The 22,429-nt window shown below is 71.7% G+C and carries 23 protein-coding genes and 1 pseudogene; 16 read left to right on the top strand and 8 right to left on the bottom strand.

Annotation, left to right across the window (positions count from 1 at the left end):
- Positions 1-4 precede the first annotated feature (4 nt).
- Together fabI and I3F54_RS05095 are read left to right on the top strand one after the other, a co-directional pair.
- On the top strand, positions 5-772 hold the full coding sequence (fabI, locus tag I3F54_RS05100) for an enoyl-ACP reductase FabI (protein ID WP_240117386.1): 768 nt from the start codon (positions 5-7) through the stop codon (positions 770-772).
- Positions 773-923: 151 nt separating this feature from the next.
- Positions 924-1,307, top strand: a complete 384-nt coding sequence (locus I3F54_RS05095) for a hypothetical protein (RefSeq protein ID WP_240117385.1) — start codon at positions 924-926, stop codon at positions 1,305-1,307.
- Here I3F54_RS05095 and I3F54_RS05090 read toward each other — a convergent pair.
- Positions 1,282-1,980 carry a FadR/GntR family transcriptional regulator gene (locus I3F54_RS05090; protein WP_240117384.1) on the bottom strand — a complete coding sequence of 233 codons (699 nt, stop codon included), beginning with the start codon at positions 1,978-1,980 and terminating at the stop codon, positions 1,282-1,284. The genes I3F54_RS05095 and I3F54_RS05090 overlap by 26 nt on opposite strands.
- An 82-nt stretch (positions 1,981-2,062) precedes the next feature.
- Between I3F54_RS05090 and I3F54_RS05085 the strand changes: the two genes are divergently transcribed.
- The 4 genes from I3F54_RS05085 (at position 2,063) to I3F54_RS05075 (ending at position 4,649) form a co-directional block, all read left to right on the top strand.
- On the top strand, positions 2,063-3,388 hold the full coding sequence (locus I3F54_RS05085) for a CynX/NimT family MFS transporter (protein ID WP_240117383.1): 1,326 nt from the start codon (positions 2,063-2,065) through the stop codon (positions 3,386-3,388).
- Positions 3,389-3,506: 118 nt separating this feature from the next.
- Positions 3,507-3,623: an SGM_5486 family transporter-associated protein gene (locus tag I3F54_RS32010; RefSeq protein ID WP_275675734.1), complete on the top strand. Its 117-nt coding sequence runs from the start codon at positions 3,507-3,509 to the stop codon at positions 3,621-3,623.
- A 242-nt stretch (positions 3,624-3,865) separates the two neighbouring features.
- On the top strand, positions 3,866-4,075 hold the full coding sequence (locus I3F54_RS05080) for a hypothetical protein (protein ID WP_240117382.1): 210 nt from the start codon (positions 3,866-3,868) through the stop codon (positions 4,073-4,075).
- A 55-nt stretch (positions 4,076-4,130) separates the two neighbouring features.
- A complete protein-coding gene (locus tag I3F54_RS05075; protein ID WP_240117381.1) occupies positions 4,131-4,649 on the top strand; it encodes a histidine phosphatase family protein in 519 nt (172 codons plus the stop codon).
- A 67-nt stretch (positions 4,650-4,716) separates the two neighbouring features.
- Here the strand turns inward: I3F54_RS05075 and serB are convergent, their stop codons facing one another.
- Together serB and I3F54_RS05065 are read right to left on the bottom strand one after the other, a co-directional pair.
- Positions 4,717-5,946: a phosphoserine phosphatase SerB gene (gene serB, locus I3F54_RS05070; RefSeq protein WP_240117380.1), complete on the bottom strand. Its 1,230-nt coding sequence runs from the start codon at positions 5,944-5,946 to the stop codon at positions 4,717-4,719.
- Between the two features lie 132 nt (positions 5,947-6,078).
- Entirely contained in the window at positions 6,079-8,064 is a 1,986-nt protein-coding gene (locus I3F54_RS05065) for a streptophobe family protein (RefSeq protein WP_240117379.1), read from the bottom strand.
- A 239-nt stretch (positions 8,065-8,303) separates the two neighbouring features.
- On the opposite strand from I3F54_RS05065, the gene I3F54_RS05060 reads away from it, so the two are divergent.
- The gene (locus I3F54_RS05060; RefSeq protein ID WP_240117378.1) at positions 8,304-10,841 is read left to right on the top strand and encodes an FHA domain-containing protein; all 2,538 of its coding nucleotides are present in this window, start codon (positions 8,304-8,306) and stop codon (positions 10,839-10,841) included.
- 84 nt (positions 10,842-10,925) lie between these two features.
- On the opposite strand, the gene I3F54_RS05055 is transcribed toward I3F54_RS05060, so the two are convergent.
- The gene (locus tag I3F54_RS05055) at positions 10,926-11,732 is read right to left on the bottom strand and encodes a transglycosylase SLT domain-containing protein (protein ID WP_240117377.1); all 807 of its coding nucleotides are present in this window, start codon (positions 11,730-11,732) and stop codon (positions 10,926-10,928) included.
- Between the two features lie 748 nt (positions 11,733-12,480).
- On the opposite strand from I3F54_RS05055, the gene I3F54_RS05050 reads away from it, so the two are divergent.
- The 4 genes from I3F54_RS05050 to I3F54_RS05035 all read left to right on the top strand — a co-directional run bounded on the left by I3F54_RS05050 (position 12,481) and on the right by I3F54_RS05035 (position 15,096).
- Entirely contained in the window at positions 12,481-13,626 is a 1,146-nt protein-coding gene (locus I3F54_RS05050; RefSeq protein ID WP_240117376.1) for a GAF domain-containing sensor histidine kinase, read from the top strand.
- Positions 13,619-14,260, top strand: a complete 642-nt coding sequence (locus I3F54_RS05045; RefSeq protein WP_240117375.1) for a response regulator transcription factor — start codon at positions 13,619-13,621, stop codon at positions 14,258-14,260. Before I3F54_RS05050 ends, I3F54_RS05045 begins: the two co-directional genes overlap by 8 nt.
- 145 nt (positions 14,261-14,405) lie before the next feature.
- Complete coding sequence (gene chpE, locus I3F54_RS05040; protein ID WP_240117374.1) at positions 14,406-14,651, top strand: chaplin ChpE; 246 nt, start codon at positions 14,406-14,408, stop codon at positions 14,649-14,651.
- Positions 14,652-14,856: 205 nt separating this feature from the next.
- Positions 14,857-15,096, top strand: coding sequence for a chaplin (locus tag I3F54_RS05035; protein WP_240117373.1), 240 nt, complete (start codon positions 14,857-14,859; stop codon positions 15,094-15,096).
- A 264-nt stretch (positions 15,097-15,360) separates the two neighbouring features.
- Here I3F54_RS05035 and I3F54_RS05030 read toward each other — a convergent pair whose 3' ends face one another.
- Positions 15,361-16,146 carry a hypothetical protein gene (locus I3F54_RS05030; RefSeq protein ID WP_240117372.1) on the bottom strand — a complete coding sequence of 262 codons (786 nt, stop codon included), beginning with the start codon at positions 16,144-16,146 and terminating at the stop codon, positions 15,361-15,363.
- Between the two features lie 151 nt (positions 16,147-16,297).
- On the opposite strand from I3F54_RS05030, the gene I3F54_RS05025 reads away from it, so the two are divergent.
- The 3 genes from I3F54_RS05025 to I3F54_RS05015 all read left to right on the top strand — a co-directional run bounded on the left by I3F54_RS05025 (position 16,298) and on the right by I3F54_RS05015 (position 18,708).
- Positions 16,298-17,089 (top strand): ABC transporter ATP-binding protein, encoded by a 792-nt coding sequence (locus I3F54_RS05025; RefSeq protein WP_240117371.1) that lies wholly within the window; start codon positions 16,298-16,300, stop codon positions 17,087-17,089.
- Between the two features lie 94 nt (positions 17,090-17,183).
- Positions 17,184-17,615, top strand: a complete 432-nt coding sequence (locus tag I3F54_RS05020) for an NfeD family protein (RefSeq protein WP_240117370.1) — start codon at positions 17,184-17,186, stop codon at positions 17,613-17,615.
- A gap of 142 nt (positions 17,616-17,757) precedes the next feature.
- On the top strand, positions 17,758-18,708 hold the full coding sequence (locus I3F54_RS05015) for an SPFH domain-containing protein (RefSeq protein ID WP_240117369.1): 951 nt from the start codon (positions 17,758-17,760) through the stop codon (positions 18,706-18,708).
- A 108-nt stretch (positions 18,709-18,816) separates the two neighbouring features.
- On the opposite strand, the gene I3F54_RS05010 is transcribed toward I3F54_RS05015, so the two are convergent.
- From I3F54_RS05010 to I3F54_RS05000, 3 genes are all read right to left on the bottom strand, one after another.
- Entirely contained in the window at positions 18,817-19,320 is a 504-nt protein-coding gene (locus I3F54_RS05010; RefSeq protein ID WP_240117368.1) for an HNH endonuclease, read from the bottom strand.
- A gap of 155 nt (positions 19,321-19,475) precedes the next feature.
- Positions 19,476-20,015, bottom strand: coding sequence for a YbhB/YbcL family Raf kinase inhibitor-like protein (locus tag I3F54_RS05005; protein WP_240117367.1), 540 nt, complete (start codon positions 20,013-20,015; stop codon positions 19,476-19,478).
- Between the two features lie 61 nt (positions 20,016-20,076).
- Positions 20,077-20,859 (bottom strand): sporulation protein, encoded by a 783-nt coding sequence (locus I3F54_RS05000; protein ID WP_240117366.1) that lies wholly within the window; start codon positions 20,857-20,859, stop codon positions 20,077-20,079.
- 144 nt (positions 20,860-21,003) lie between these two features.
- On the opposite strand from I3F54_RS05000, the pseudogene I3F54_RS04995 reads away from it, so the two are divergent.
- A pseudogene (locus I3F54_RS04995) lies at positions 21,004-21,261 on the top strand (DNA-3-methyladenine glycosylase); the annotation flags it as partial.
- Positions 21,262-21,275: 14 nt separating this feature from the next.
- A complete protein-coding gene (locus I3F54_RS04990; protein WP_240117365.1) occupies positions 21,276-21,887 on the top strand; it encodes a DNA-3-methyladenine glycosylase in 612 nt (203 codons plus the stop codon).
- The last annotated feature ends 542 nt before the right edge of the window (positions 21,888-22,429 follow it).

Here is a 22,429-nt window from a genome sequence, read left to right as displayed (position 1 = left end):
CACCATGAGTGGAATTCTCGAGGGCAAGCGCGTCCTGATCACCGGTGTGCTGATGGAGTCCTCCATCGCCTTCCACGCCGCCAAGCTGGCCCAGGAGCAGGGCGCCGAGATCATCCTGACCGCGTTCCCGCGGCCCACGCTGACCGAGCGCATCGCCAGGAAGCTGCCGAAGCCCACCAAGGTCATCGAACTCGACGTGACCAACGACGAGCACCTCGCGCGGCTCGCGGACATCGTCGGTGAGGAGCTCGGGAGTCTCGACGGCGTCGTGCACTCCATCGGCTTCGCCCCGCAGGACGCCCTGGGCGGCAACTTCCTCAACACGCCGTTCGAGTCGGTCGCCACGGCCATGCACGTCTCGGCGTACTCCCTGAAGTCGCTCACCATGGCCTGCCTGCCGCTGATGCAGAACGGCGGCTCGGTCGTCGGCCTCACCTTCGACGCGCAGTTCGCCTGGCCGCAGTACGACTGGATGGGCCCGGCCAAGGCCGCGCTGGAGGCCACCAGCCGCTACATCGCCCGCGACCTGGGCAAGCAGAACATCCGCTGCAACCTCATCTCCGCGGGCCCGCTCGGCTCCATGGCCGCCAAGTCCATCCCGGGCTTCAGCGACCTCGCCTCGGTGTGGGACACCCGGTCCCCGCTGGAGTGGGACCGGAAGGACCCGGAGCCGGCCGGCCGCGGCATCGTCGCGCTGCTGAGCGACTGGTTCCCGAAGACCACCGGCGAGATCGTCCACGTGGACGGCGGGCTGCACGCCATCGGCGCCTGACCCCGACCGGTCCCCCGAAGGGCCCGCACCCACCCGGGTGCGGGCCCTTCGCCGTCACCCGTTCGGCTCACCGGCCGGGCGGGGACCGGTGGGCATCGCGCACCCTGGAGTACGCACCGCCCCGCAGCCGTAAGGCCGAGGAGGTCCCCTTGTGCGCCTGTCCCGCAACCTGGCCTCAGTGACCGTCGCGGCCACGCTCCTGCTCTGCCTGCCCTACGACCCGGTCCCGCACGCACGCGTGCGGAGCGTGCCGCCGGCGGCGGGGCAGCCGGCCGTTCCCGAGCAGGTCGGCGCGCAGCCGTTCGGCTCCGAGTGCCGCGTGCACATCAGCGGCTCCCATGTCGTCGCCCACTGCCACAACCCCTATGTCGGCACCGACCGGGTGCGCCTGCACATCGAGTGCGCCCGTTGGTGGGACATCGACACCGACACCTCCCCGGCCGACGCCGGCCCGGCGGCGACGGTGCGGCTCTCCGGCCGCTGCTGGAAGGAGGTCCGCACGGCCTGGGTCAGTCACCAGCGTCAGGGGAGCTGAACCACCGTTCCGGGCGGCACAGGAACGGGTAGCTCGCCGCCTCGGCGGCAGCAGCCTCGGCGTCGCCCGCGCGGATCGCGTCGACCAGCCGCGTGTGGTCCATGTGCGTGCGGGCCGTCAGCTCGCCGCCGACGTCCTCGCGCAGCCAGTCCCGCAGCACCTCGCCGAGGTCCGCGTGCATCGCCGTCATCACGTCGTTGTGGGAGGCGGACACCACGGCCAGGTGGAAGGTCGCGTCCGCCGCCACGAACGCCTCCGCGTCACCGGACGCCCAGGCCTGCTCGCGGCGCAGCAGCAGCGTGTCGAGCTGCTTGAGGTCCTTCTCGGTGCGGCGCTCGGCGGCCAGCTTGGCCGCCCCGGACTCCAGGGTGGAGCGCAGCTCGGCGATGTGCCGCGGGTCCGCCCCGGCGAACCGGCGGTGCATCACGCCGGCCAGCTCACTGGTCGCCACGACGTAGGTGCCCGAGCCCTGCCGGATGTCCAGCAGGCCGTTGTGGGCGAGCGCCCGTACGGCCTCGCGGACGGTGTTGCGGGCGACCCCGAGCTGCCCGACCAGTTCGGGCTCGGTCGGGATGCGGGAGCCGACCGGCCACTCACCCGAGGTGATCTGGGCGCGCAGGGCGGTGATGACCTGCTCGGACAGTGCCGAACGACGGGGATGGCTCAGGGGCATGGCACACCTTCGCACGCCGGGGGCCGAAGCGGCCCACCCGAGGATGGACAACCAATCATCCCATGATTCTATGATGGTCGGCATGAACGGCGAGCAAGCCCCGATCAAGACGCCCCCGCAGCCCACGACCGGCCGCGCCCCGGCCGCGGTCACCTCCGCAGACGGCACGGGGACGGCGGCGCGCACCTGGGCGGTCCGTCTGGTCGTCGTCGGCATCGTCCTGTCCGCGCTGAACCTGCGCCCCGCCATCACCAGCCTCGGTGCGCTGTTGGAGGAGGTCCGCGGCGGTCTGGGCATGAGCGGCACCGCAGCCGGGCTGCTCACCTCCGTGCCGCCCCTGTGCTTCGCCGTCTTCGGCGTCACGGCTCCCCGGCTGGCCCGCCGCTTCGGCCCCGCCGCCGTGGTCTGCGCGGGCATGGCCGCCATCACGGCCGGTCTGCTGATCCGGCCCCACGCCGGGGGCACGGCCGGCTTCCTCGCCGCCAGCGCCCTGGCCCTGATGGGCATCGCCGTCAGCAACGTGCTGATGCCCGTCATCGTCAAGCGCTGGTTCCCCGACCGGGTCGGCTCCATGACCGGCCTGTACTCCATGGCCCTCGCCCTCGGCACCTCCGTGGCCGCCGCGGCCACCGTGCCGATGACCGAGGCACTGGGAGGCCGTTGGCAGACGGGGCTGACGGTCTGGGCGGCACTCGCCGCAGTGGCCGTCCTGCCGTGGCTGCCGCTGGTGCGCGACCGAGGTACCGCCGGCCCGGCGGGCCCGGTCGACCCGGCCTCCCCCCGGGTCCCGCAGGCGCGCGCGGGGCGCCCACAGGCACCCACCCTGCGGATCACCCGCAGCCGCACCGCCTGGGCGCTGGCCGTCTTCTTCGGCCTCCAGGCCACCGCCGCGTACATCACGATGGGCTGGATGGCGCAGATCTTCCGCGACGCCGGTGTCCCGGCCGGCACCGCCGGCCTGCTGCTGGCCGTCACGATGGTGATGGGCGTGCCCCTGGCCTTCGTCATACCCCGGCTGGCCACCCGGCTGCCGAACCAGGGCCCGATCGTGCTCGCCCTCGGGGCCTGCGGGCTCGCCGGCTACACCGGCCTGTACCTTGCCCCGGCCGCCGGCGCCTGGGCGTGGGCGCTGCTGCTCGGCGTCTCGAACTGCGCCTTTCCGCTGGCCCTGACGATGGTCGGGATGCGCGCCCGCACCGGGGCGGGGGTGGCCCAGCTGTCGGCGTTCGCCCAGAGCACCGGCTACCTGATCTCCATTCCGGGGCCGCTCCTGGTCGGGGTGCTCTACCAGAGCAGCGGCGGCTGGAGTGTTCCCCTGGCGCTGATGGGCGCGCTCATGGTGCCGCAGATGGTGGTCGGCGTCCTGGCGGGCCGCAACCGCACGGTGGAGGACGAGGCGTCGGCCTGAGCCCGGATTCCGCCCGCCGGGCTCAGGCCGGCGCCCGGATTCCGCCCCCAGGGTCCCGGCCCCCCGGCTCCCCCGCCCCGGACGCGGGGTGTCCTGCGGCGGGTGCGAGACTTGGCCCATGCCAGTGCTCGACCCGAACCCCCAGAACGGCCAGAAGAAGATGCTGCTGGTCTTCGGCGCGTTCCTCGCCGTCTTCGCGGTCGTCGCCATCGTCGCGACGATCGTCTCCCCGTGACCCCGGCCTCCCGGTCTCCCGGGCCTTCCCGCGGCCACGGTCCCCCGGCGACCCCGCGCCGCCCGGGCCGCACCCGGTCCGGCGGTGGGGTTGTCCCCCCGGTCCCCTAGGGGGTGAGGCTCAGGGTCAAGTGGGTGGATCACCGGATGGGGCGCCGGCCGCGCAGTCCGTAACGTCGAGATGTGCCCGCGACAGGCGGGTCGCGGACCACTCGGAACCGGCGGAGACCAGCGGAGGCACCCATGTCGGCCCGTACGCACACCCGGCCCCACCCGGCGACGCCGGGTGGCGTGGGCACCCGGCTGCCCTGGTGGGCCCTGGCCCTGCCCACCCTTGCCTTCATCACCCTGCTCCTTCTCGTGCTGAATCCGTCCGACGCCCACGCGACCGGAGGGGACCCCGCCATGGCCCACCTCGTGGAGCGGGTCCGGCAGCTGGTCGACAGGCCGTGAAATCGCAAGTCAACTCCCTGCGCCCCATGGCCTGTTTCGTGCGAAGCTGGGTGTCATGAGCGTCGCAGAACCCCGCAGGATCGTCCTCTTCCGGCATGCGAAAGCTGACTGGCCACAGGTGTCCGACCACGAGCGCCCGCTCGCGGAACGGGGCCGTATGGACGCCGCCGAGGCCGGGCGGCGGCTGGCCGACACCGGCATCCCCTTCGATCTGGCCCTGTGCTCCACGGCAGCCCGGACCCGCGAGACCTGGAAGCTCGCCGTCCACGAGTTCGCACACCGGCCGAAAACCGTCTACGAGGAGCGGATCTACGAGGCCTCGCCGGGCGAGCTGATCGCGTTGTTCAGCGAGATCCCGGACGACGTGCAGAACGTCCTGCTGATCGGCCACAACCCCGGCGTGCACGGCCTCGCCGACATCCTGTCCGGCTCGGCCGAGGGCGACGTCCTCAGCCGGATGAACCGGCGTGGCTTCCCCGCCGCGGCCTTTGCCGTCCTCCTCCACGACGGCCCGTGGAAGACCCTGGAGCCCGGCACGGCCAGGCTGAACGACTACTGGGCACCGAGCGAGTGATCCGCCCCCGTGACATGCAGGGGCCCGGCATCACCGCGATGCCGGGCCCCTGCCCGTCCGGTCCGCCTCACTGCACCTCGGCCACGACCGTGTCGGCGGCCTCGACCTCCTCGCGGGTCACGCCCAGCAGGTACAGCACGGTGTCCAGGAACGGCACGTTCACGGCGGTGTGCGCCGCCTCGCGCACCACCGGCTTGGCGTTGAAGGCGACGCCGAGACCGGCCGCGTTCAGCATGTCCAGGTCGTTGGCACCGTCACCGATCGCGACCGTCTGTGACAGCGGCACGCCCGCCTCGGTGGCGAACCGGCGCAGCAGCCGCGCCTTGCCCGCCCGGTCCACGATCTCGCCCGTGACCCTGCCCGTCAGCTTCCCGTCGGCGATCTCCAGGGTGTTGGCCTGGGCGAAGTCCAGCCCCAGCCGTTCCCTGAGGTCGTCGGTCACCTGCGTGAACCCGCCGGAGACCACCCCGACCTGGTAGCCGAGCCGCTTCAGCGTGCGGATCAGCGTGCGGGCGCCCGGCGTGAGCCGCACCTCGCTGCGCACCTTGTCCACCACCGACGCGTCCAGCCCCGCCAGCAGGGCCACCCGCGCGTGCAGGGACTGCTCGAAGTCCAGCTCGCCGCGCATCGCCGCCGCCGTCACCTCGGCGACCTTGTCCTCGCAGCCCGCGTGCGCGGCGAAGAGTTCGATGACCTCGTCCTGGATGAGCGTGGAGTCCACGTCCATGACGACGAGACGCTGGGCCCGCCGGTGCAGCCCCGCCGCGACCACCGCGATGTCCACGCCGAGAGCGGCGGCGTCCGTCACGAGCGCGGTGCGCAGCGGTCCCGTCTCCACGCCCGAGACCGCGAACTCGACGGCGGTCACCGGGTACTTCGCCAGCCGGAAGATGCGGTCGATGTTGCCGCCCGCCCGGGTGATCCGGCCGGCGATGGCGGCCGTGGCCTCCGCGGTCAGCGGGTGACCCAGCACGGTCACCAGGGACCGGCCCAGGCCGCGCGGCCGGTTGTCGCCGATGCCGGAGATGATCTCCGCCTGCATCTTCATCGACTCCGCCCAGCTGTGCACGGTGGCCCTGAGGCCGCCCTCCAGGCCGGGCTGCGGCTCGGTGACGAGCGCGCACAGCACGATCCGGCCGCGGGTGACCACCTGCTCGATGTCGACCACGTCGACGGAGTAGGCGGCCAGGGTGTCGAAGAGTCCGGCCGTGATGCCCGGCCTGTCCTTGCCGAAGATCTTGACAAGGAGAGTGGGGACGTCAGAGGTCTCGGGGAACGAGGTCTGCGAAGCGCTCATGGTGCCTCCACCGTATCCGGCACCCAGTGCCTTCCGCCCCCGAGGTCCGCCTGGCGGACACGGAGCACCGGGCGGCACGCGCGTCGCGGCCCCACCCGTGGAAGGGCCCCGTGGACCGGCCCGGTGCCCGGCTCAGCGCGGCCCCTTCGGCCGCCGGGCCGGCGGCTGGGGAGGGGGAGGCGGGGGAGGCGGGGGAGGCGGCCCGTCGTCTCCACGAGGGGCCTCGCCGCGGCGCCCGGCCGGCCGGCGCCCCCGCGGCGGGGGAGGAGGCCCGAGCGGGCGGGCCACGGTCGGTGCCCCGTACACGTCCCCTCCGGCGGGGTTCCCGCTCCCGGCTCCACCGGGGGTCCCGCCGCTGCCGGCGTCCTCAGACGTCCGCAGTTCGTCGGGCACCCGCAGATAGGGGTTGGTGCCGGGGTTCGGCGGCCGGTACGGCGCCCCGGGTGCGTACGGCCCGGGCGGCGTCCCGGGAGCCGGGCCCCCACCGCCGTGCGCGGACCGGGCGCCGCCCGTCCCGTGGGCCCAGGGCCCCGCCCGGTACGGGCCGCTGCCCGCGTCGCGGGTTCCGGCTCCCGGACCGTACCGGCCTCCTGCCGCGCCGTGCGCCCCGGCCGCCGCCGCGTACGGTCCCGCTTCCGCGCCGCCCCGGGCCACCGGCGCCCCGTCACCCCGTGCCAGCGGCGCCGTCCGCCGCCCCGCCGCACCGCTCACGTGGGCCAGCAGCGCTCCCAGGGCCCCCGCGGCCGCGCCCCACGCGGCGCCGAGCAGTACGGCCGGGCCCGGCCGCCCGTGCAACTCGATCCCCGCGCCGAAGGCATCGAAGCCCAGCACCGAGAGCGAGGCGTTCACCGACACCTCGGTCAGCCGGACGAGCAGTGGCAGTGCCACGGCCGTCGCCACCCCCAGCCGCAGCGCGCACCGGCCGGCGAAGCCGAGGGCGTTCACCCGCCGTCCTGCGCCGCCCCCGTGGTGTTCCCGGGGCGCGTGCGGCACCGGAGTCCGCACCGCTGTCAGCACCCCCGCCAGCAGCATCGTCAGCGCGGCCGCGACGCCGAGCAGCCACACCCGCCCGTCGAGGTCGGCGAGCCGCGCCAGTGTGACCGGCCGGTCGGCGTGCACGGTCAGCAGGTCGTCCAGCGGGTCCGGCAGCAGCTTCGCCAGCTCGCCCGTCGCCCGGCCGTCCCAGGGCACGAGGAGGCCGATCGCGATGCCGAGCCACACCCCGTCGGGCGCGCCGAGGAGTGCGGCACCGGCGATCCGGGCGGGGTGGTCGTCGCCCATCGCCGCGTACCCGGCCGCAGCGAGCCCGGCCGCGACGGCGACGATCAGCACGGTGGTGAGCGCGGACACGGCCGGCCGCACCACCGCGTGCACGAACTCCAGACCGCCCGGGAGCGGGGTACGCCGCGAGGCCAGCAGCGCGACGACGAGCACACCGGCCGTCCAGGCCAGCCCGCCGAGCAGGGTCGGAACGGTGTCGACGGTGAACCCGACCGACGCCCTGGCATCGATGAGGTCGCCGACCCGGTCCGGCAGCAGCCCGCCGAGGTCCCCGAGCCCAGGGATGCCGATCCCGCCGCCCCCGTTCCCGCCTCCGCCCCCGATGCCGGTCGGGGCGTCGAGCCCGAGGGACCCACCGTCGATGGTGACGACGTCGTGCCCCGCCCAGGCCAGTCCCCCCAGCATCACCGCACTCACGACGAGCACCGCGCCCGCCCGGGCCAGGAGTTCGGCGGGCGAGACGACAACTCCCGCCGTGCGCAGGGACCGCAGGAAGAACCAGGACAGCAGCAGCGCGCCGACCAGACTCACGCCGAGTGGCGTGATCTCGATGGCCGTGTCCGCCTGTGCACCGGTGAGACCGAAGGCGGACACGTTCCCGGAGGGGGTCACCGAACCACCCGCCCCGAGCGCCACGACGGCCGCGATCATCGGTCCCAACGCGCCCGCCGCGTCCGCCCGGAGGAGATGCAGGCCGAGCGCCGCCGTCCCGGCCATTCCGATCAGCGCCCAGCTCACGGCCGTGACCGCGGAGAGCACGACATCTCCCCACGGCACGCGGCGCCCCGGTGGGTGCGTGCCGTGCTTCGTGGTCGCCCAGCCCTTGGTGAAGCCCATGACAGACCCCCGATCCGCGGGCGCGGCGTCCGCCGCGCTTGTCCCCCTCGCGTGGGATTACCACTCTCCGGGCACTTTTCAACCCCCGTCAACGGCACCCGTCCACATGCCCGTGCGCGGTCGCCACAAGGCCCGACTTTCGGTCACGGTGCCGATCCTGGAATAGTTCCCCCCGATGTTCGACATCCCTAGACTCCCTGCGACGGGGGTAACTCGGGGGACAACTCAGTGGGGCTGGAGTGCCGGAACTCGTACTGGAATCAAACGGACGTACCTGGACGCTCGATCCGTCCAGGTCCTACACCCTGGGACGTGATCCGCAGGGCGACATGGTCTTCGACGACGCCCGGGTCTCCTGGCGCCACGCCACGGTCAGCTTCAACGGCCGCAGTTGGGTCATCGAGGACCACGGCAGCACCAACGGCACGTTCGTACAGGGCCAGCGGATCCACCATCTGGAGCTGGCCTCCGGCACGGCGGTGCACCTGGGCAACGCGACCGACGGCCCGCGGGTGAACCTGTCCGGCGCCGAAGCCCCCGTCGCCACTCCTCAGGCCCGGCCTCGGCAGCCGTACTCCGCGCAGGGCGCGGGCTGGCAGCAGCCGCAGACGCCTCAGCAGCACGCCCCGCAGCCGCAGCCGCAGCCCCAGGCAGGCGGGCAGCAGGGCACGCCGGGCATCCCCCAGCAGCAGCATCCGGCGGAAGGGCACGCGCAGAACGTGTCCGGTGGCGCGGCGGGGGCACCGCAGGTCCACGGCGACCGCAGCCCGACCACGTTCCACCAGTTCTTCCTCGGCCGCGTGATGCGCATCGGCCGTGCCCTGGAGAACGACCTGGTCGTCTCCGACCTCCAGGTCTCCCGGCACCACGCCGAGTTCCACGCGACGCCCGACGGCCGCATGGAGATCCGCGACCTCGGCTCGCACAACGGCACGTACGTCAACGGCCAGCCGATTCCCAAGGGCGGCTCGGCCCTGCTCGGCGCGACCGACATCGTGGGCGTCGGACACTCCACCTTCCGTATCGTCGGCGACCGGCTCGAGGAGTTCGTCGACACCGGTGAGGTCTCCTTCTCCGCCCGCCACCTGACCGTCACCGTCGACGGCGGCAAGCAGATCCTGAAGGACGTCTCCTTCGGGGTGCCGGAGAAGTCCCTGATCGCGGTGATCGGCCCGTCCGGTTCCGGCAAGTCGACCCTGCTGAAGGCGCTCACCGGCTACCGCCCCGCCGACCAGGGCGACGTCCTCTACGACAACCGCAACCTGTACAAGCAGTTCGCCGAGCTGCGCCAGCGCATCGGCCTGGTTCCGCAGGACGACATCCTGCACAAGGAACTGACCGTGAGGAAGGCGCTCAAGTACGCGGCCAAGCTGCGCTTCCCCGCCGACACCACGGCCGCCGAGCGCGAGGCCCGCATCGACGAGGTGCTGCGTGAGCTGAAGCTGGACGTCCACAAGGAGAAGAAGGTCACCTCCCTCTCCGGCGGTCAGCGCAAGCGTGTCTCGGTGGCCCTCGAACTGCTGACCAAGCCGTCCCTCATCTTCCTTGACGAGCCGACCTCCGGCCTGGACCCGGGGATGGACCGCGACGTCATGCAGTTGCTGCGCGGACTCGCCGACGACGGCCGCACGGTCCTCGTCGTCACCCACTCCGTCGCGGAGCTGGCCCTGTGCGACAAGCTCCTGGTGATGGCCCCGGGCGGCGCGGTCGCCTACTTCGGGCCGCCGGAGGAGGCGCTGAACTTCTTCGGCTACGACAGCTGGGCCGATGTCTTCTCCGCCTTCGAGAACTACCGCGACTACGACTGGGCGGGCCGCTGGAAGGGCTCGCAGCACTACCAGATGTACGCCGCGGACATCGACGCCGTCGCGCCGCAGGCCGTACAGATGCCGGCCATGCAGGCGATGAAGCCGCCGAAACCGCAGGGCTGGATGTCCCAGTTCGTCACGCTCGTGCGCCGCTACGTCTCGGTGATCGCCTCCGACAAGGGCTTCCTCGCCCTGACGGTGATCCTGCCGGCGGTCCTCGGCGCGGTCAGCCTGCTCATCGACGCCGACCACAGCCTGCTGCCCAACCCGCCCAACCGGGCCGGCCGGATCATCCCCAACGGCACGGCCACCACGGTCCTGCTCATCCTCGCCGTCGGCGCGTGCTTCGCGGGTGCCGCGAACTCCGTCCGCGAGCTGATCAAGGAACGCGTCATCTACGAGCGGGAACGCGCCACCGGCCTGTCCCGCTCGGCCTACCTGATGTCCAAGGTGTTCGTGCTCGGCATGATCACCGTGTTCCAGGGGCTGCTGGTCGGCGTCATCGGCTTCTCCAGCCGTGAGATCCCCGAACAGGGTCTCGTCTTCGGCGGCGCCACGCTCGTGGAGCTGTCCGTGCCGATCATGGCGCTCGGCTTCACCTCGATGATGTTCGGCCTGATCATCTCCTCGCTGGTGAAGACCGCCGAGAAGACGATGCCGCTGCTGGTCATGTTCGCGATCATCCAGGTCGTCTTCACGGGCTGTCTCTTCGTCCTGAACGGCACGGTCGGCGTCAACCAGTTCTCGTACCTGATGCCGTCGCGCTGGGCGGTCGCCGCGGCGGGTGCCACGCTGGACTTCAACAAGATCAGCCCGCCCCAGCCTGGCGGCGCCACCGACCCGTTGTGGGAGCACACCGTCGGCGCCTGGGGCATGGACATGGCCGCCCTGCTCGCCCTCGGCGTCGTCTGCGGGTTCTTCGTGTCCCGCTTCCTGCGGCGCCACGAGCCCGAGGTCATGCGCAAGTAGCCGCGCCCGGACGAACGCCGAAGGGCGGCACCCCGTCAGGTGGGTGCCGCCCTTCGGCGTTCCGTACCGAGGTCCGCGCCGGCCTCAGTACGCGCTGTTGACGTTGTCCATGGAGCCGTACCGGTCGGCCGCGTAGTTGCACGCGGCGGTGATGTTGGCGACCGGGTCGTAGATGTTCCAGGACGTGCCCGGGACGTGGTACGCCTTGAAGGTCGGCGGGATCACCTGGAGCAGGCCCTTGGACGGGACGCCGTTGATGGCGTTGATGTCCCAGTTGTTGATGGCCATCGGGTTGCCGGAGGACTCCCGCATGATGTTGCGGTGGATCCCGCTGTAGGAGCCGGGGATGCCGTGCTTCTTCATGATGGCGAGCGACTCGCGGATCCAGCCGTCCAGGTTGTTGGGGTACGACTTGACGGCGGTCTTCTTGACCGCGGTGCGCTTGGCGGAGCGGCTGGCGGCCTCCTTGGCCTTGCGGGCCGCCTCGGCCTTCTTCCTGGCCGCCTCCGCCTTCTTCCTGGCGGCCTCGGCGGCGGCCTTCTTCTTCGCGGCCGCCTCGGCGGCGGTCTTCTTCTTCGCGGCCTCGACCTTGGCCTGCGCCTCTGCCTTGGCCTCGGCCTGGGCCTTCTGCCGGGCCTCGATGGCCTCGGCCTTCAGCTTGGAGGCGGCGAGCTGGTCGGTGAGGCTGACCTTGACGTCCTTGACCTTGTCGGTGCCGGAGACGACGTTCTGCGTGGACGCGGCCTCGCTCGTGGTGGTGGTTTCGGCACTGCTGGGCACGGCGGAGAAGGCGAGCGCGGCGGCACCGAGGGCGGCGACACCGCCGATCGCGATCTTGTGGTGCTTGGTCAGCGTGCGACTACGGCCACGGGTGGTCGTGTTCTTGAGCATGGCGAATGGACCTCTTCGAATAGCGCGGAGGTCGCTCACGTCCGGAGGGGACATCGGGCTGGTCCCACACGAACGCCGCGGGCGGTGAACCCGCGGCGCTGAGCGACGGAAGCCATTCTTAGCGGCCGCAAAATTCCGTGGCAAAGGTGTGACGTACGATGCCGGATAGTGGACCGGGGAGCGGCAAATCCGGACAGACTGGACTATCAGTCCCGTTCATGTGCACCCTCGCCTCTCCTAACCTCCCTCGTACGTGATGTGGACCCTATGCGCGGGCTCACATCGCGCCCACAGCATTCTCACGGCAGGTTGCTGGAGCAATGCACTGCGTGAGGGTCTGTCCCCCGGCGGTCCCCCGCTCGCCGGTGCGGACCCGCGCCCCGGGCGGCGCCCGCGCCGCTCTTCTGCCGCAGGGCGGCCCGCACCGCCCTCCCACCCGTCCGCCGCCCCTCCGCCCCCGGTCCGCGCCCGTGCGGGGCGCGGACACCTGCTCACACCCGCGCCACCCGCCCCCGCGGGTGGCGCGGGCCGAACCGACCTGCCCGCTGCCGCGGCGAAGGCTGCGTATCCGCATCCGCCCGGTGCGTCGCTGTGGCCCCGGCCCGCGGCGCCCCGGCCCGTGGTCGCCCCGCGCCGCCCGGACCCGGGGAGCAGGGCGGCAGGGACCTTCGTCCTAGGCCGAGCGCCCGAGGTGGCGGCCGTCACGGGGCGGATCCTCGGTGCCGCGCGCCGCCGGTACCGTGAGGGCATGAGCCACGGTCCCCGGTCCGGCCTCGCCGCGGTGAGTTCCGCGCTGCTGGCCATGAGCAGGCATCTGGAGGTGCGCGACGTCCTGAAGACGATCGTCGCCTCGGCCCGCGAACTCCTCGACGCGCAGTACGCGGCGCTCGGCGTCCCCGACGACCACGGAGGCTTCGCCCAGTTCGTGGTGGACGGCGTCAGCGACGAGCAGTGGAGGGCCATCGGCCCCCTGCCGCGCCAGCACGGCATCCTCGCGGCCATGCTCCGGCAGCCCGGTGCCGAGCGCCTCGCCGACGTGCGCAAGGATCCCCGCTTCGAGGGCTGGCCCTCCGCCCACCCCGAGATGTCCGACTTCCTGGGCCTGCCGATCCGCGACGGCGACGAGGTGATCGGCGCACTGTTCCTCGCCGACAAGAACTGCTCCCGGGCGCCGGAAAGCTGCGGCTTCACGCAGGAGGACGAGGAACTGCTCGCCATCCTCGGCCAGCACGCGGCGATCGCCCTCACCAACGCCCGCCTGTACGAGCGCAGCCGTGAGCTCACCATCGCCGAGGAACGCTCCCGGCTCGCCCACGAACTGCACGACGCGGTCAGCCAGAAACTGTTCTCCCTGCGCCTGACCGCACAGGCCGCGGCCCGTCTGGTCGACCGCGACCCGTCCCGGGCCAAGGGCGAGCTTCAGCAGGTGGCCGCGCTCGCGGCCGAGGCCACCGACGAACTGCGTGCCGCCGTCGTCGAGTTGCGCCCCGCCGCCCTCGACGAGGACGGCCTCGCCGCGACCCTGCGCACACAGGTGCAGGTCCTGGACCGCGCCCACAGCGCCCGCGTCGCCTTCACGGCGCGCGGCGTCCGCGCTCTGCCCGCCGCACAGGAGGAAGCCATGCTGCGCGTCGCCCAGGAGGCCCTGCACAACGCCCTGCGGCACTCCGGCGCCGAGCACGTCGACGTCACGCTGGACCGCCACGGCTGCGGCGCCGTGCTGCGCGTCGCCGACGACGGGTGCGGCTTCGACCCCCGGGCGGTGCGCCACGCGGGACGCCACCTCGGCCTGGTGTCGATGCGGGACCGGGCCAGCGGGGTGGGCGGCAGGCTCAGCGTGGAGTCGGAGCCCGGCAAGGGCACAGCGATCGAGATGGAGGTCCCCGGTGGCTGACGCAATCAAGGTGCTGCTCGTCGACGACCACCAGGTCGTCCGCCGGGGCCTGCGCACCTTCCTGGAGGTGCAGGACGACATAGAGGTCGTGGGCGAGGCCGCCGAGGGTGCGGAAGGCGTCGCCCGCGCCGAGGAGCTGAAGCCCGACGTCGTCCTGATGGACGTCAAGATGCCGGGCGTGGACGGCGTCGGCGCCCTGCGCAGACTCCGCGAACTCGACCATCCCGCGCGCGTGCTGATCGTCACCAGCTTCACCGAGCAGCGCACGGTCGTGCCGGCCCTGCGCGCGGGTGCCGCCGGATACGTCTACAAGGACGTGGACCCCGACGCGCTCGCCGGGGCCATCCGTTCGGTGCACGCCGGTCACGTGCTGCTTCAACCGGAGGTGCTGGTCGCCCTGCTCTCCCAGGACGAGACCACCTCGGGACAGGGCCGAGGGGGCGCGCTGACCGAGCGGGAGCGCGAGGTGCTCGGCCTGATCGCGGACGGCCGTTCGAACCGCGAGATCGCCCGTGCGCTGGTGCTGTCCGAGAAGACGGTCAAGACACACGTCTCCAACATCCTCATGAAGCTCGACCTGGCCGATCGCACGCAGGCCGCGCTGTGGGCCGTTCGCCACGGTGTGTCCGGATGACCGGCGACCTGGAACGTTCCCTTCCGGGCTGAGATTCATACCGTCGTGGGAATGTCCCCCGTATGGCGCATCCTCGATCGGTCCCGGACGTTCTCCCAGGCATGTCGCGGTGACCGCCGCGGCCATCGCCAGGAGGGCTTTGAAAGTGAAGAACCTGAAGAAGGCAGCGGCTGTGACGATGGTGGCCGGCGGCCTGGTGGCGGCCGGCGCCGGCATGGCCTCCGCCACCGGCGGCTCGCACGCCCACGGCCATGCCGTGGGCTCGCCCGGCGTCCTCTCGGGCAACGTCGTCCAGGCCCCGGTGCACGTCCCGGTGAACGTGGTCGGCAACAGCGTCAACGTCGTCGGCCTGCTGAACCCGGCGTTCGGCAACGTCGGCGTCAACCACTGACCGCCGCCCCGACGGGCTCCGGTCTCCCGGGCGGACCCGGGAGACCGGTCCGCTTGTCGGCCGGTCGTTCCGTCATCTGGTCCCCGCAATGATCCGAACGGGCGCTTCGCGAACGACCGGCGTAACCGTTCTGCACCCCTCAGGCGTTGATCAGCGCACGACCCGCGGCCGGGTCGGACACGCAAACGCAGGAGGAACGCTTCTCATGAACATCGCCAAGAAGGCCGCCGTGGCCCTCGCCGTCGCCGGTGCCGCCGCCGGCGCGTCCGCCGGTGCCGCCGTAGCCGACGCCGGTGCCGACGGTGCCGCAGTGAAGTCGCCCGGCGTCGGCTCCGGCAACCTCGGCCAGATCCCGGTCCACATCCCGGTGAACGTCGTCGGCAACACCGTCAACGGCATCGCCGGCCTGAACCCGGCCTTCGGCAACGCGGGCGCCAACGACTGACGCGCCTCGGCACGCCAGGGGCCCCTCAAGCGGTGACGCGGCGAGGGGCCCCTGGCGTGCCGAGGCAGCCGTCCCGCGCACCTGCCCAGGCCGCGCGAGTCCGGTGCCCGGCGGCCGGGACACCCCGGCGGCCGGGGCCGTCCCCCCGTCACGGCCCCGGGGAACCCCCGCCGGACACCGCCGGCCCCCGGCCCGCCGCACCCTCACCGGCCCGGCTCCGGCACGCCCGTCGCTCCAGCACCGGTCACCCGGGGCTCGCCGCGCTCAGCGCTCCCGCTCCTCCACGGCCGAGTTGTACGCCGCCACCCGGGCCCGGCGTGCCGTTCGCTCCACCGGCCGCAACGCGTCCTGCCGGGCCGCCATCTCCGAGGCGCTCACCGCGCCCCCGTGGCCGTTCCCGGCGGACGAGGCGAGCGCCAGCAGCATCCCCACCCGGCGCGCCAGCTCCAGCACCCGCACGGCCCGCGGCGGATACCCCGGCGCCAGCACCTCCCGGCCCCGCTCGGCCCGCGCCCGATACGCGTCGATCGCCGCCTGCGCCGCCGGCCCCGACCCGGCCACGTCCAGCCGCGTCAGCACCTCCGTCGCCTCCCTGAGCGCCTCCGCCAGCTCCCGTTCGGCCTCGGCCAGCGACGGCACGTCGGCCGGCGGCGCCTCCCGCACCGCAAGGCAGTGCCACACCACCTCGGCATGCACATCGCCGACCGGACCGGCCTCGTACACCTCGGGCACCAGTCCCAGGGCGCATCCGTGGCAGACCACCGCCTCCTCGGCGTCCAGCGCCCGTCGGTTGAACTCCGGCGGCCCGCTCAGACCCAGCGGATGACCGGGTACCGGCAGCGCGATCCGCAGGCCGGTCGCCCCGAGCGCCCGCAGCCGCCCCAGCGCCAGCGTGAGCCCGACCGGAGCCGCCTCGCCCGGCAGACCCTCCACCCGGTGCACCGCGTCCTCGCCCACCACGGCGAGCACGGCGTCGTCCGGTGAAGCAAGTCCGGCAATCAGGGCATTTCCCCATGCGGCAAGGCGTCCAGAACGTGGTTCGAGGTCCATGCCCCCACCCTAAGGACCGGACCGATGGAACTGCCCGGCCGACCGGTGGCGTAGATTTCCTAGAGGGCTGCGCCCACCGGCGCGGCGGACCGAGCCACAGGCGTACGCGACAGCCGAGACCGGCCACACTGCAAGGGGAGACAACGCGCTCATGAGCGATGTTCTGGAGCTTCAGGACGTATCCGTGGTCCGCGAGGGCCGGGCTCTGGTGGACCAGGTCTCCTGGTCGGTCAAGGAGGGCGAGCGCTGGGTCATCCTCGGCCCCAACGGCGCCGGCAAGACCACCCTCCTGAACGTCGCCTCCAGCTACCTCTTCCCCAGCAAGGGCACCGCCACCATCCTCGGCGACACCCTCGGCAAGGTCGACGTCTTCGACCTCCGCCCGCGCATCGGCGTGGCCGGCATCGCCATGGCCGAGAAGCTGCCCAAGCGGCAGACCGTCCTGGAGACCGTGCTCACCGCCGCGTACGGCATGACGGCCACCTGGCACGAGGACTACGACGAGGTCGACGAACAGCGCGCCCGAGCCTTCCTCGACCGCCTCGGCATGAGCGACTTCGTCGACCGCCGGTTCGGCACCCTGTCCGAAGGGGAGCGCAAGCGCACCCTCATCGCCCGCGCCCTGATGGCCGACCCGGAACTGCTGCTCCTCGACGAGCCCGCCGCCGGCCTCGACCTCGGCGGCCGGGAGGACCTCGTACGCCGCCTCGGCCGCCTCGCCCGCGACCCCATCGCCCCCTCGATGATCATGGTCACGCACCATGTCGAGGAGATCCCGCCGGGCTTCACCCACGTCCTCATGATCCGCCAGGGCAAGGTGCTCGCCGCCGGCCCGCTGGAACTCGAACTCACCTCCCGCAACCTCTCCCTCTGCTTCGGCCTCCCGCTCGTCGTCGAGCAGGTCGGCGACCGCTGGACCGCACAGGGCCTGCCGCTGTCCTGAGCACCGCCCCAACACCCGGGAACCCGGGGCCGAGCGGCTTCTGATCGCATCGGCGCCCTGTCGGTGGCGGCTCCCGCGGCCCTACCATGGCCGTGTGAACGACATCGACGCATGGGTGTGGTGGCTCGTCGGCGCCGCAGCGCTGGGGATCCCGCTCGTGGTGACCGCGATGCCGGAGTTCGGCATGCTGGCCGTGGGGGCCATCGCCGCCGCCGTCGTCGCCGCCCTCGGTTTCGACGCCGTGGCCCAGGTGCTCGCCTTCCTCGTCGTCTCGGTGGCACTCATCGCCGTCGTGCGGCCCATCGCGGCCCGGCACCGGCACCAGCGGCCCGAACTCGCCAGCGGGGTGGACGCCCTGAAGGGCAAACAGGCCGTCGTCCTGGAGCGCGTCGACGGCTCCGGCGGGCGGATCAAGCTCGCCGGCGAGGTCTGGTCGGCGCGAGCCCTCGACGCCGGCAGCACCTACGAGGTGGGGCAGAAAGTGGACGTCGTGGACATCGAGGGGGCCACGGCGATCGTCCTGTGAGCTCGGGGAACGCTCCCCGGGCCGAAGTGCACCGAACACCCCACGAGCCGTACGACGGTCTGTCAGACTCGACCAGCAAGATCTTCGACGAACATAAGATCTTCCAAGAGCGCCGAGGCGGAGAAGGGCACGGGGAGCAGCGATGGAACCGGTCATCATCGTACTGATCATTCTGGTGGTGTTGGTCTTCATCGCCCTGATCAAGACCATCCAGGTCATCCCGCAGGCCAGCGCGGCCATCGTGGAGCGCTTCGGCCGCTACACACGGACCCTCAACGCGGGCCTCAACATAGTCGTCCCGTTCATCGACACCATCCGCAACCGCATCGACCTGCGTGAACAGGTCGTGCCGTTCCCGCCGCAGCCGGTGATCACCCAGGACAACCTGGTCGTCAACATCGACACCGTCATCTACTACCAGGTCACCGACGCCCGCGCGGCCACCTACGAGGTCGCCAGCTACATCCAGGCCATCGAGCAGCTGACGGTCACCACGCTGCGCAACATCATCGGCGGCATGGACCTGGAACGTACCCTGACCTCTCGCGAGGAGATCAACGCCGCCCTGCGCGGCGTCCTCGACGAGGCCACCGGCAAGTGGGGCATCCGCGTCAACCGCGTCGAACTGAAGGCCATCGAACCGCCCACCTCCATCCAGGACTCGATGGAGAAGCAGATGCGCGCCGACCGCGACAAGCGCGCCGCGATCCTCCAGGCCGAAGGTGTCCGGCAGTCGGAGATCCTGCGCGCCGAGGGTGAGAAGCAGTCCCAGATCCTGCGTGCCGAGGGTGAGGCCAAGGCCGCCGCCCTGCGTGCCGAGGGTGAGGCGCAGGCCGTCCGCACGGTGTTCGAGGCCATCCACGCCGGCGACCCGGACCAGAAGCTGCTGTCCTACCAGTACCTGCAGATGCTCCCGAAGATCGCCGAGGGCGACGCCAACAAGCTCTGGATCGTCCCCAGCGAGATAGGCGACGCCCTCAAGGGCCTGTCCGGCGCCGTCGGCAACCTCGGGGTCATGGGAGGCGGTTCGGGCAACGGCTCCACCGGTGGAGCCTCGGGTGCGGACCGCCGTGAGAAGCCGTCCCTCGACTGACGGCACGGCGACACGCGTTCCCCGCACCCGCCGTGAGGGGGCGGGGCACGCGGACAGGGCGCGACACCGGCGCCGCCCGTCCACGGCCGCAGGCCCGGTGGCGCAGCGTCAGGCCGCGTCCCCGGCCAACCACTCGGGCAGCGCCGCGAGATCCTCGCCCAGCGCCAGCAGCATCGCGTCCGCAGGCGTCGGCTCGAACGGCTCCCTGAGCAGCGGCATACCCGCCTGGTCCGGAGTACGGTCCGCCTTGCGGTGATTGTCCTCCGCGCAGGACGCCACCGTGTTCAGCCAGGTGTCCCGACCGCCCTGCGAACGCGGCACCACGTGGTCCACGGTCGTCGCCCGTCGCCCGCAGTACGCGCACCGGTGCCGGTCCCGCACCAGCACCCCCCGCCTCGACCACGGAGCCCGTCTTCGGAAGGGCACCCGCACGTATCGGCACAACCGGATCACCCGGGGCGCCGGTATGTCCACCGCGGCGCCCCGCATCCGCAGCTCGGGATGGGCCTGTTCGACGACGGCCTTGGCCTGCAGCACCAGAACGACGGCTCGGTTCATGGTCACCGTCGACAGCGGCTCGAAGCTCGCGTTCAGCACCAGCGTGTCCCGCATACCAGCCCACCTCCCGTGCGCACCTGCCCACTCCCCGGCGGGCTGGGGTCAACTCTGGACGGGCACGCCGAGATGGACAACGCAATAAAAAGTGCCCGCCTCCGATCACTTCCAAGACCGGAGGCGGGCAAACGTTCCGTGAACGCTCGGCTGTGTCAGCCCTGCTCGGGGTTCTCGTACTCGCCGATCAGCTGGGCACGCGCGAGGGTGTGGAACCGCAGGTTGAAGCCGACGACGGCAGGCGACGCGTCGGAGTCAGGACCGAGCTTCCCCTGGTCCACGGCGTACACGGTGAACACGTACCGGTGCGAGCCGTCCCCGGGAGGCGGCGCGGCTCCGCCGAAGTCCCGGCTGCCGTAGTCGTTGCGCGCGTGTGTCGCCGCCTGCGGCAGCCCCTCGAACTTCCCGCCGCCCGCACCCGCCGGCAGCTCCGTCACCGAGGCCGGGATGTCGAACAGAACCCAGTGCCAGAACCCGCTGCCCGTCGGGGCGTCCGGGTCGTAGCAGGTCACGGCGAAGCTCTTGGTCTCCGGCGGGAACCCCTCCCACCGCAGCTGCGGCGAGGTGTTCCCCTCCGCTCGGACCTGGTCGCCCTTGAGCGTCCCGCCGTCCCTGACGTCCTCGCTCGTGACCGTGAACGACGGTACGGGCGGATGGAAGTCGTGGGGCAGCGGCCGCCTCTTGAGCTCGGTCACCTCGGTACCTCCTGATCGGTTCCTGGGGGTGATTCCGGGAACACCGGAATCACCGACGAGCCTAGAACCAGTTGCGCTTGCCGCCGACCTCTGACAGCCACTGGTTGAGGTAGCCCGCCCAGTCGGTGCCCTGCCAGTCGTGCAGCCCCACCTGGAACGACCGGTAGGTGTCGCTGCCCTCGCTGAACAGACCCGGCTTCTTGTCCATTTCGAGGACCACGTCCATGGCGTGCTCGTCGGCCACGAAGCTCAACTCGACCTCGTTCAGGCCGCGGTACTGCGACGGCGCGTAGAACTCGATCTCCTGGTAGAACGGCAGCCGCTGCCGCGTCCCGCGGATGTGGCCCCGCTCCATGTCCGCGCTCTTGAAGTGGAAGCCCAGCTGGATGAACGCGTCCAGGATCGCCTTCTGCGCCGGCATCGGGTGCACGTTGATCGGGTCGAGGTCTCCGGAGTCCACGGCACGCGCGATCGCCAGCTCGGTGGTCACACCGATGTGCATCCCGCGCAGCGCCTGCCCGTCGATCATCGTGACCGGCGTCTCCCAGGGGATCTCCAGCCCGAACGGCACCGCGTGCACCGCGTTCGCCTGCAGTTCGAAGGCACCGCCGAGCCGCACCCTGGTGAACTCGATGTCCTGCTTGTACTCGGAGTCGGCACCCTCCACCTCGACCCGGGCCTGCAGACCGACGGACAGACCCTCGATGTCCTGGTTCACGGACCCGCCCTGGATCCGCACCTCGCCCTGGACGACACCGCCGGGCACGACGTTGACCTCGGTCAGCACCGTCTCCACCGAAGCCCCGCCGGCACCCAGACTTGCGAGCAGCTTCCTGAACGCCATGACTCTCCTCTGTACTTCGTCGTGCGTCCTTGATCCCTACAAACGCGATCCGACCGCAACCGGTTCCGCGCCCTCACCCTGGCAAGGCGCACACTTGTTGACCACCCCGTGGCGCAACCACCGCCTGCACTACCCTCGGACGGCGTGATCGCGACCCACGACCGTACGCCCCTCGAACGGGAGTTCTTCGACCGGCCCGTCCCGCAGACCGCCCCCGACCCCCTCGGCCGTCTGCAGGTACGCACCACCCCGCAAGGTCCGACCACCCTGCGCCCGACGGAGGTCGGGGCCTACGACGGCCCGAACGACCCCGACTCCGACGCCCACCGTGGACGCACCACCCGCAACGGCGTGATGTTCGACCCGCCCGGACGCGTGTACGTCTACTTCACCCACGGCATGCCAAGGCGGTCTGCATGAACGTCGCCCTCCTCGCCCATCCTGCCGAAGAGGTCGCCCCCAGGCTGCTCGGGAGCGTCCTCACCTGCGAGACCCCCGAGGGAACCGTGAGCATCGCCATCACGGAGACCGAGGCGTACTCCGGTACGGCCGACCCGGCTTCCCATGCCTACCGGGGCCAGACACCCCGCAACGCCGTCATGTTCGGACCCGCAGGACACCTGTACGTCTACCGGTCCCACGGTCTCCACTGGTGCGCCAACGTCGTCACCGGGACGGACGGCACCGCCTCGGCCGTCCTCATCCGGGCAGGGAGGATCATCGAGGGGGAAGCCCTCGCACGCAGACGACGTGGGGAGACGGTCGAGAGTGCACGGCTTGCCCGAGGCCCGGGGAACTTCTGCCAGGCACTCGGCATCACGGCGGAGCACAACGGCGCAGACCTCCTGACAGGTACCTCGGTCGTGTTGTCCGAGGGCGAGTCGGTACCCGCCGCGCTGATCCGGGTCGGTCCCCGGGTGGGCGTCAGCAAGGCCCATGACCGGCAACACCGGTTCTACCTCGCGGGTGATCCGACGGTCTCGGCGTACCGACGGAGCCCGAGAGCCAAGCCGCCCGCCGGAGCCTGAGCCGCTGTGCGCCTTGCTCGCGGCGTGCCGACAAGACAAGTGGGCACGGAGCTGGGCCAGGACATGAGCCTGTCCCGGGCCAACGTCCCGAGGCGCCGCCGCCGAAGTTGACGCTCGCTGGGAAGGTGCGTAATGTAGCCCGAGCCGCTGAACCGGGTACGGCGATCGCCAGCAGCCGGAGCGGCCAACCCACTACCATCTCACCTCCCTGCAACGGGAACGATTCAGGCGTGTCCTCATGCCCTGAATTTCGGTCCCGGAGTTCGATTGTGAATCGGGCCAGGGAATGGGCTAGCGTAGTGAATGCCGAAAGGCCGACGGGCGAAAGCCCGAAAGCCTGAGGCAACCCTCTCTGACGGGGAATCAGACACCGAAAGGATCTGATAGAGTCGGAGCCGCCGGAAAGGGAAACGCGAGAGCGGGAACCTGGAAAGCACCGAGGAAATCGGGTCGGAAAAGATCTGATAGAGTCGGAGACGCCGAAGGGAAGCGCCCGGAGGAAAGCCCGAGAGGGTGAGTACGAAGGAAGCGTCCGTTCCTTG

Source organism: Streptomyces sp. MUM 2J (genome assembly GCF_022414535.1).
Lineage (GTDB): Bacteria > Actinomycetota > Actinomycetes > Streptomycetales > Streptomycetaceae > Streptomyces.
This window is presented reverse-complemented; position numbering and strand designations above follow the sequence as displayed.

Bases quoted from the DNA above. Each gene is read 5' to 3' on its own strand.
- fabI (WP_240117386.1), top strand. From the start codon at position 5: ATGAGTGGAATTCTCGAGGGCAAGCGCGTCCTGATCACCGGTGTGCTG.
- I3F54_RS05090 (WP_240117384.1), bottom strand. From the start codon at position 1,980: ATGCCCCTGAGCCATCCCCGTCGTTCGGCACTGTCCGAGCAGGTCATC.
- I3F54_RS05085 (WP_240117383.1), top strand. From the start codon at position 2,063: ATGAACGGCGAGCAAGCCCCGATCAAGACGCCCCCGCAGCCCACGACC.
- I3F54_RS32010 (WP_275675734.1), top strand. From the start codon at position 3,507: ATGCCAGTGCTCGACCCGAACCCCCAGAACGGCCAGAAGAAGATGCTG.
- I3F54_RS05080 (WP_240117382.1), top strand. From the start codon at position 3,866: ATGTCGGCCCGTACGCACACCCGGCCCCACCCGGCGACGCCGGGTGGC.
- I3F54_RS05075 (WP_240117381.1), top strand. From the start codon at position 4,131: ATGAGCGTCGCAGAACCCCGCAGGATCGTCCTCTTCCGGCATGCGAAA.
- serB (WP_240117380.1), bottom strand. From the start codon at position 5,946: ATGAGCGCTTCGCAGACCTCGTTCCCCGAGACCTCTGACGTCCCCACT.
- I3F54_RS05065 (WP_240117379.1), bottom strand. From the start codon at position 8,064: ATGGGCTTCACCAAGGGCTGGGCGACCACGAAGCACGGCACGCACCCA.
- I3F54_RS05055 (WP_240117377.1), bottom strand. From the start codon at position 11,732: ATGCTCAAGAACACGACCACCCGTGGCCGTAGTCGCACGCTGACCAAG.
- I3F54_RS05050 (WP_240117376.1), top strand. From the start codon at position 12,481: ATGAGCCACGGTCCCCGGTCCGGCCTCGCCGCGGTGAGTTCCGCGCTG.
- I3F54_RS05035 (WP_240117373.1), top strand. From the start codon at position 14,857: ATGAACATCGCCAAGAAGGCCGCCGTGGCCCTCGCCGTCGCCGGTGCC.
- I3F54_RS05030 (WP_240117372.1), bottom strand. From the start codon at position 16,146: ATGGACCTCGAACCACGTTCTGGACGCCTTGCCGCATGGGGAAATGCC.
- I3F54_RS05025 (WP_240117371.1), top strand. From the start codon at position 16,298: ATGAGCGATGTTCTGGAGCTTCAGGACGTATCCGTGGTCCGCGAGGGC.
- I3F54_RS05015 (WP_240117369.1), top strand. From the start codon at position 17,758: ATGGAACCGGTCATCATCGTACTGATCATTCTGGTGGTGTTGGTCTTC.
- I3F54_RS05010 (WP_240117368.1), bottom strand. From the start codon at position 19,320: ATGCGGGACACGCTGGTGCTGAACGCGAGCTTCGAGCCGCTGTCGACG.
- I3F54_RS05000 (WP_240117366.1), bottom strand. From the start codon at position 20,859: ATGGCGTTCAGGAAGCTGCTCGCAAGTCTGGGTGCCGGCGGGGCTTCG.
- I3F54_RS04990 (WP_240117365.1), top strand. From the start codon at position 21,276: ATGAACGTCGCCCTCCTCGCCCATCCTGCCGAAGAGGTCGCCCCCAGG.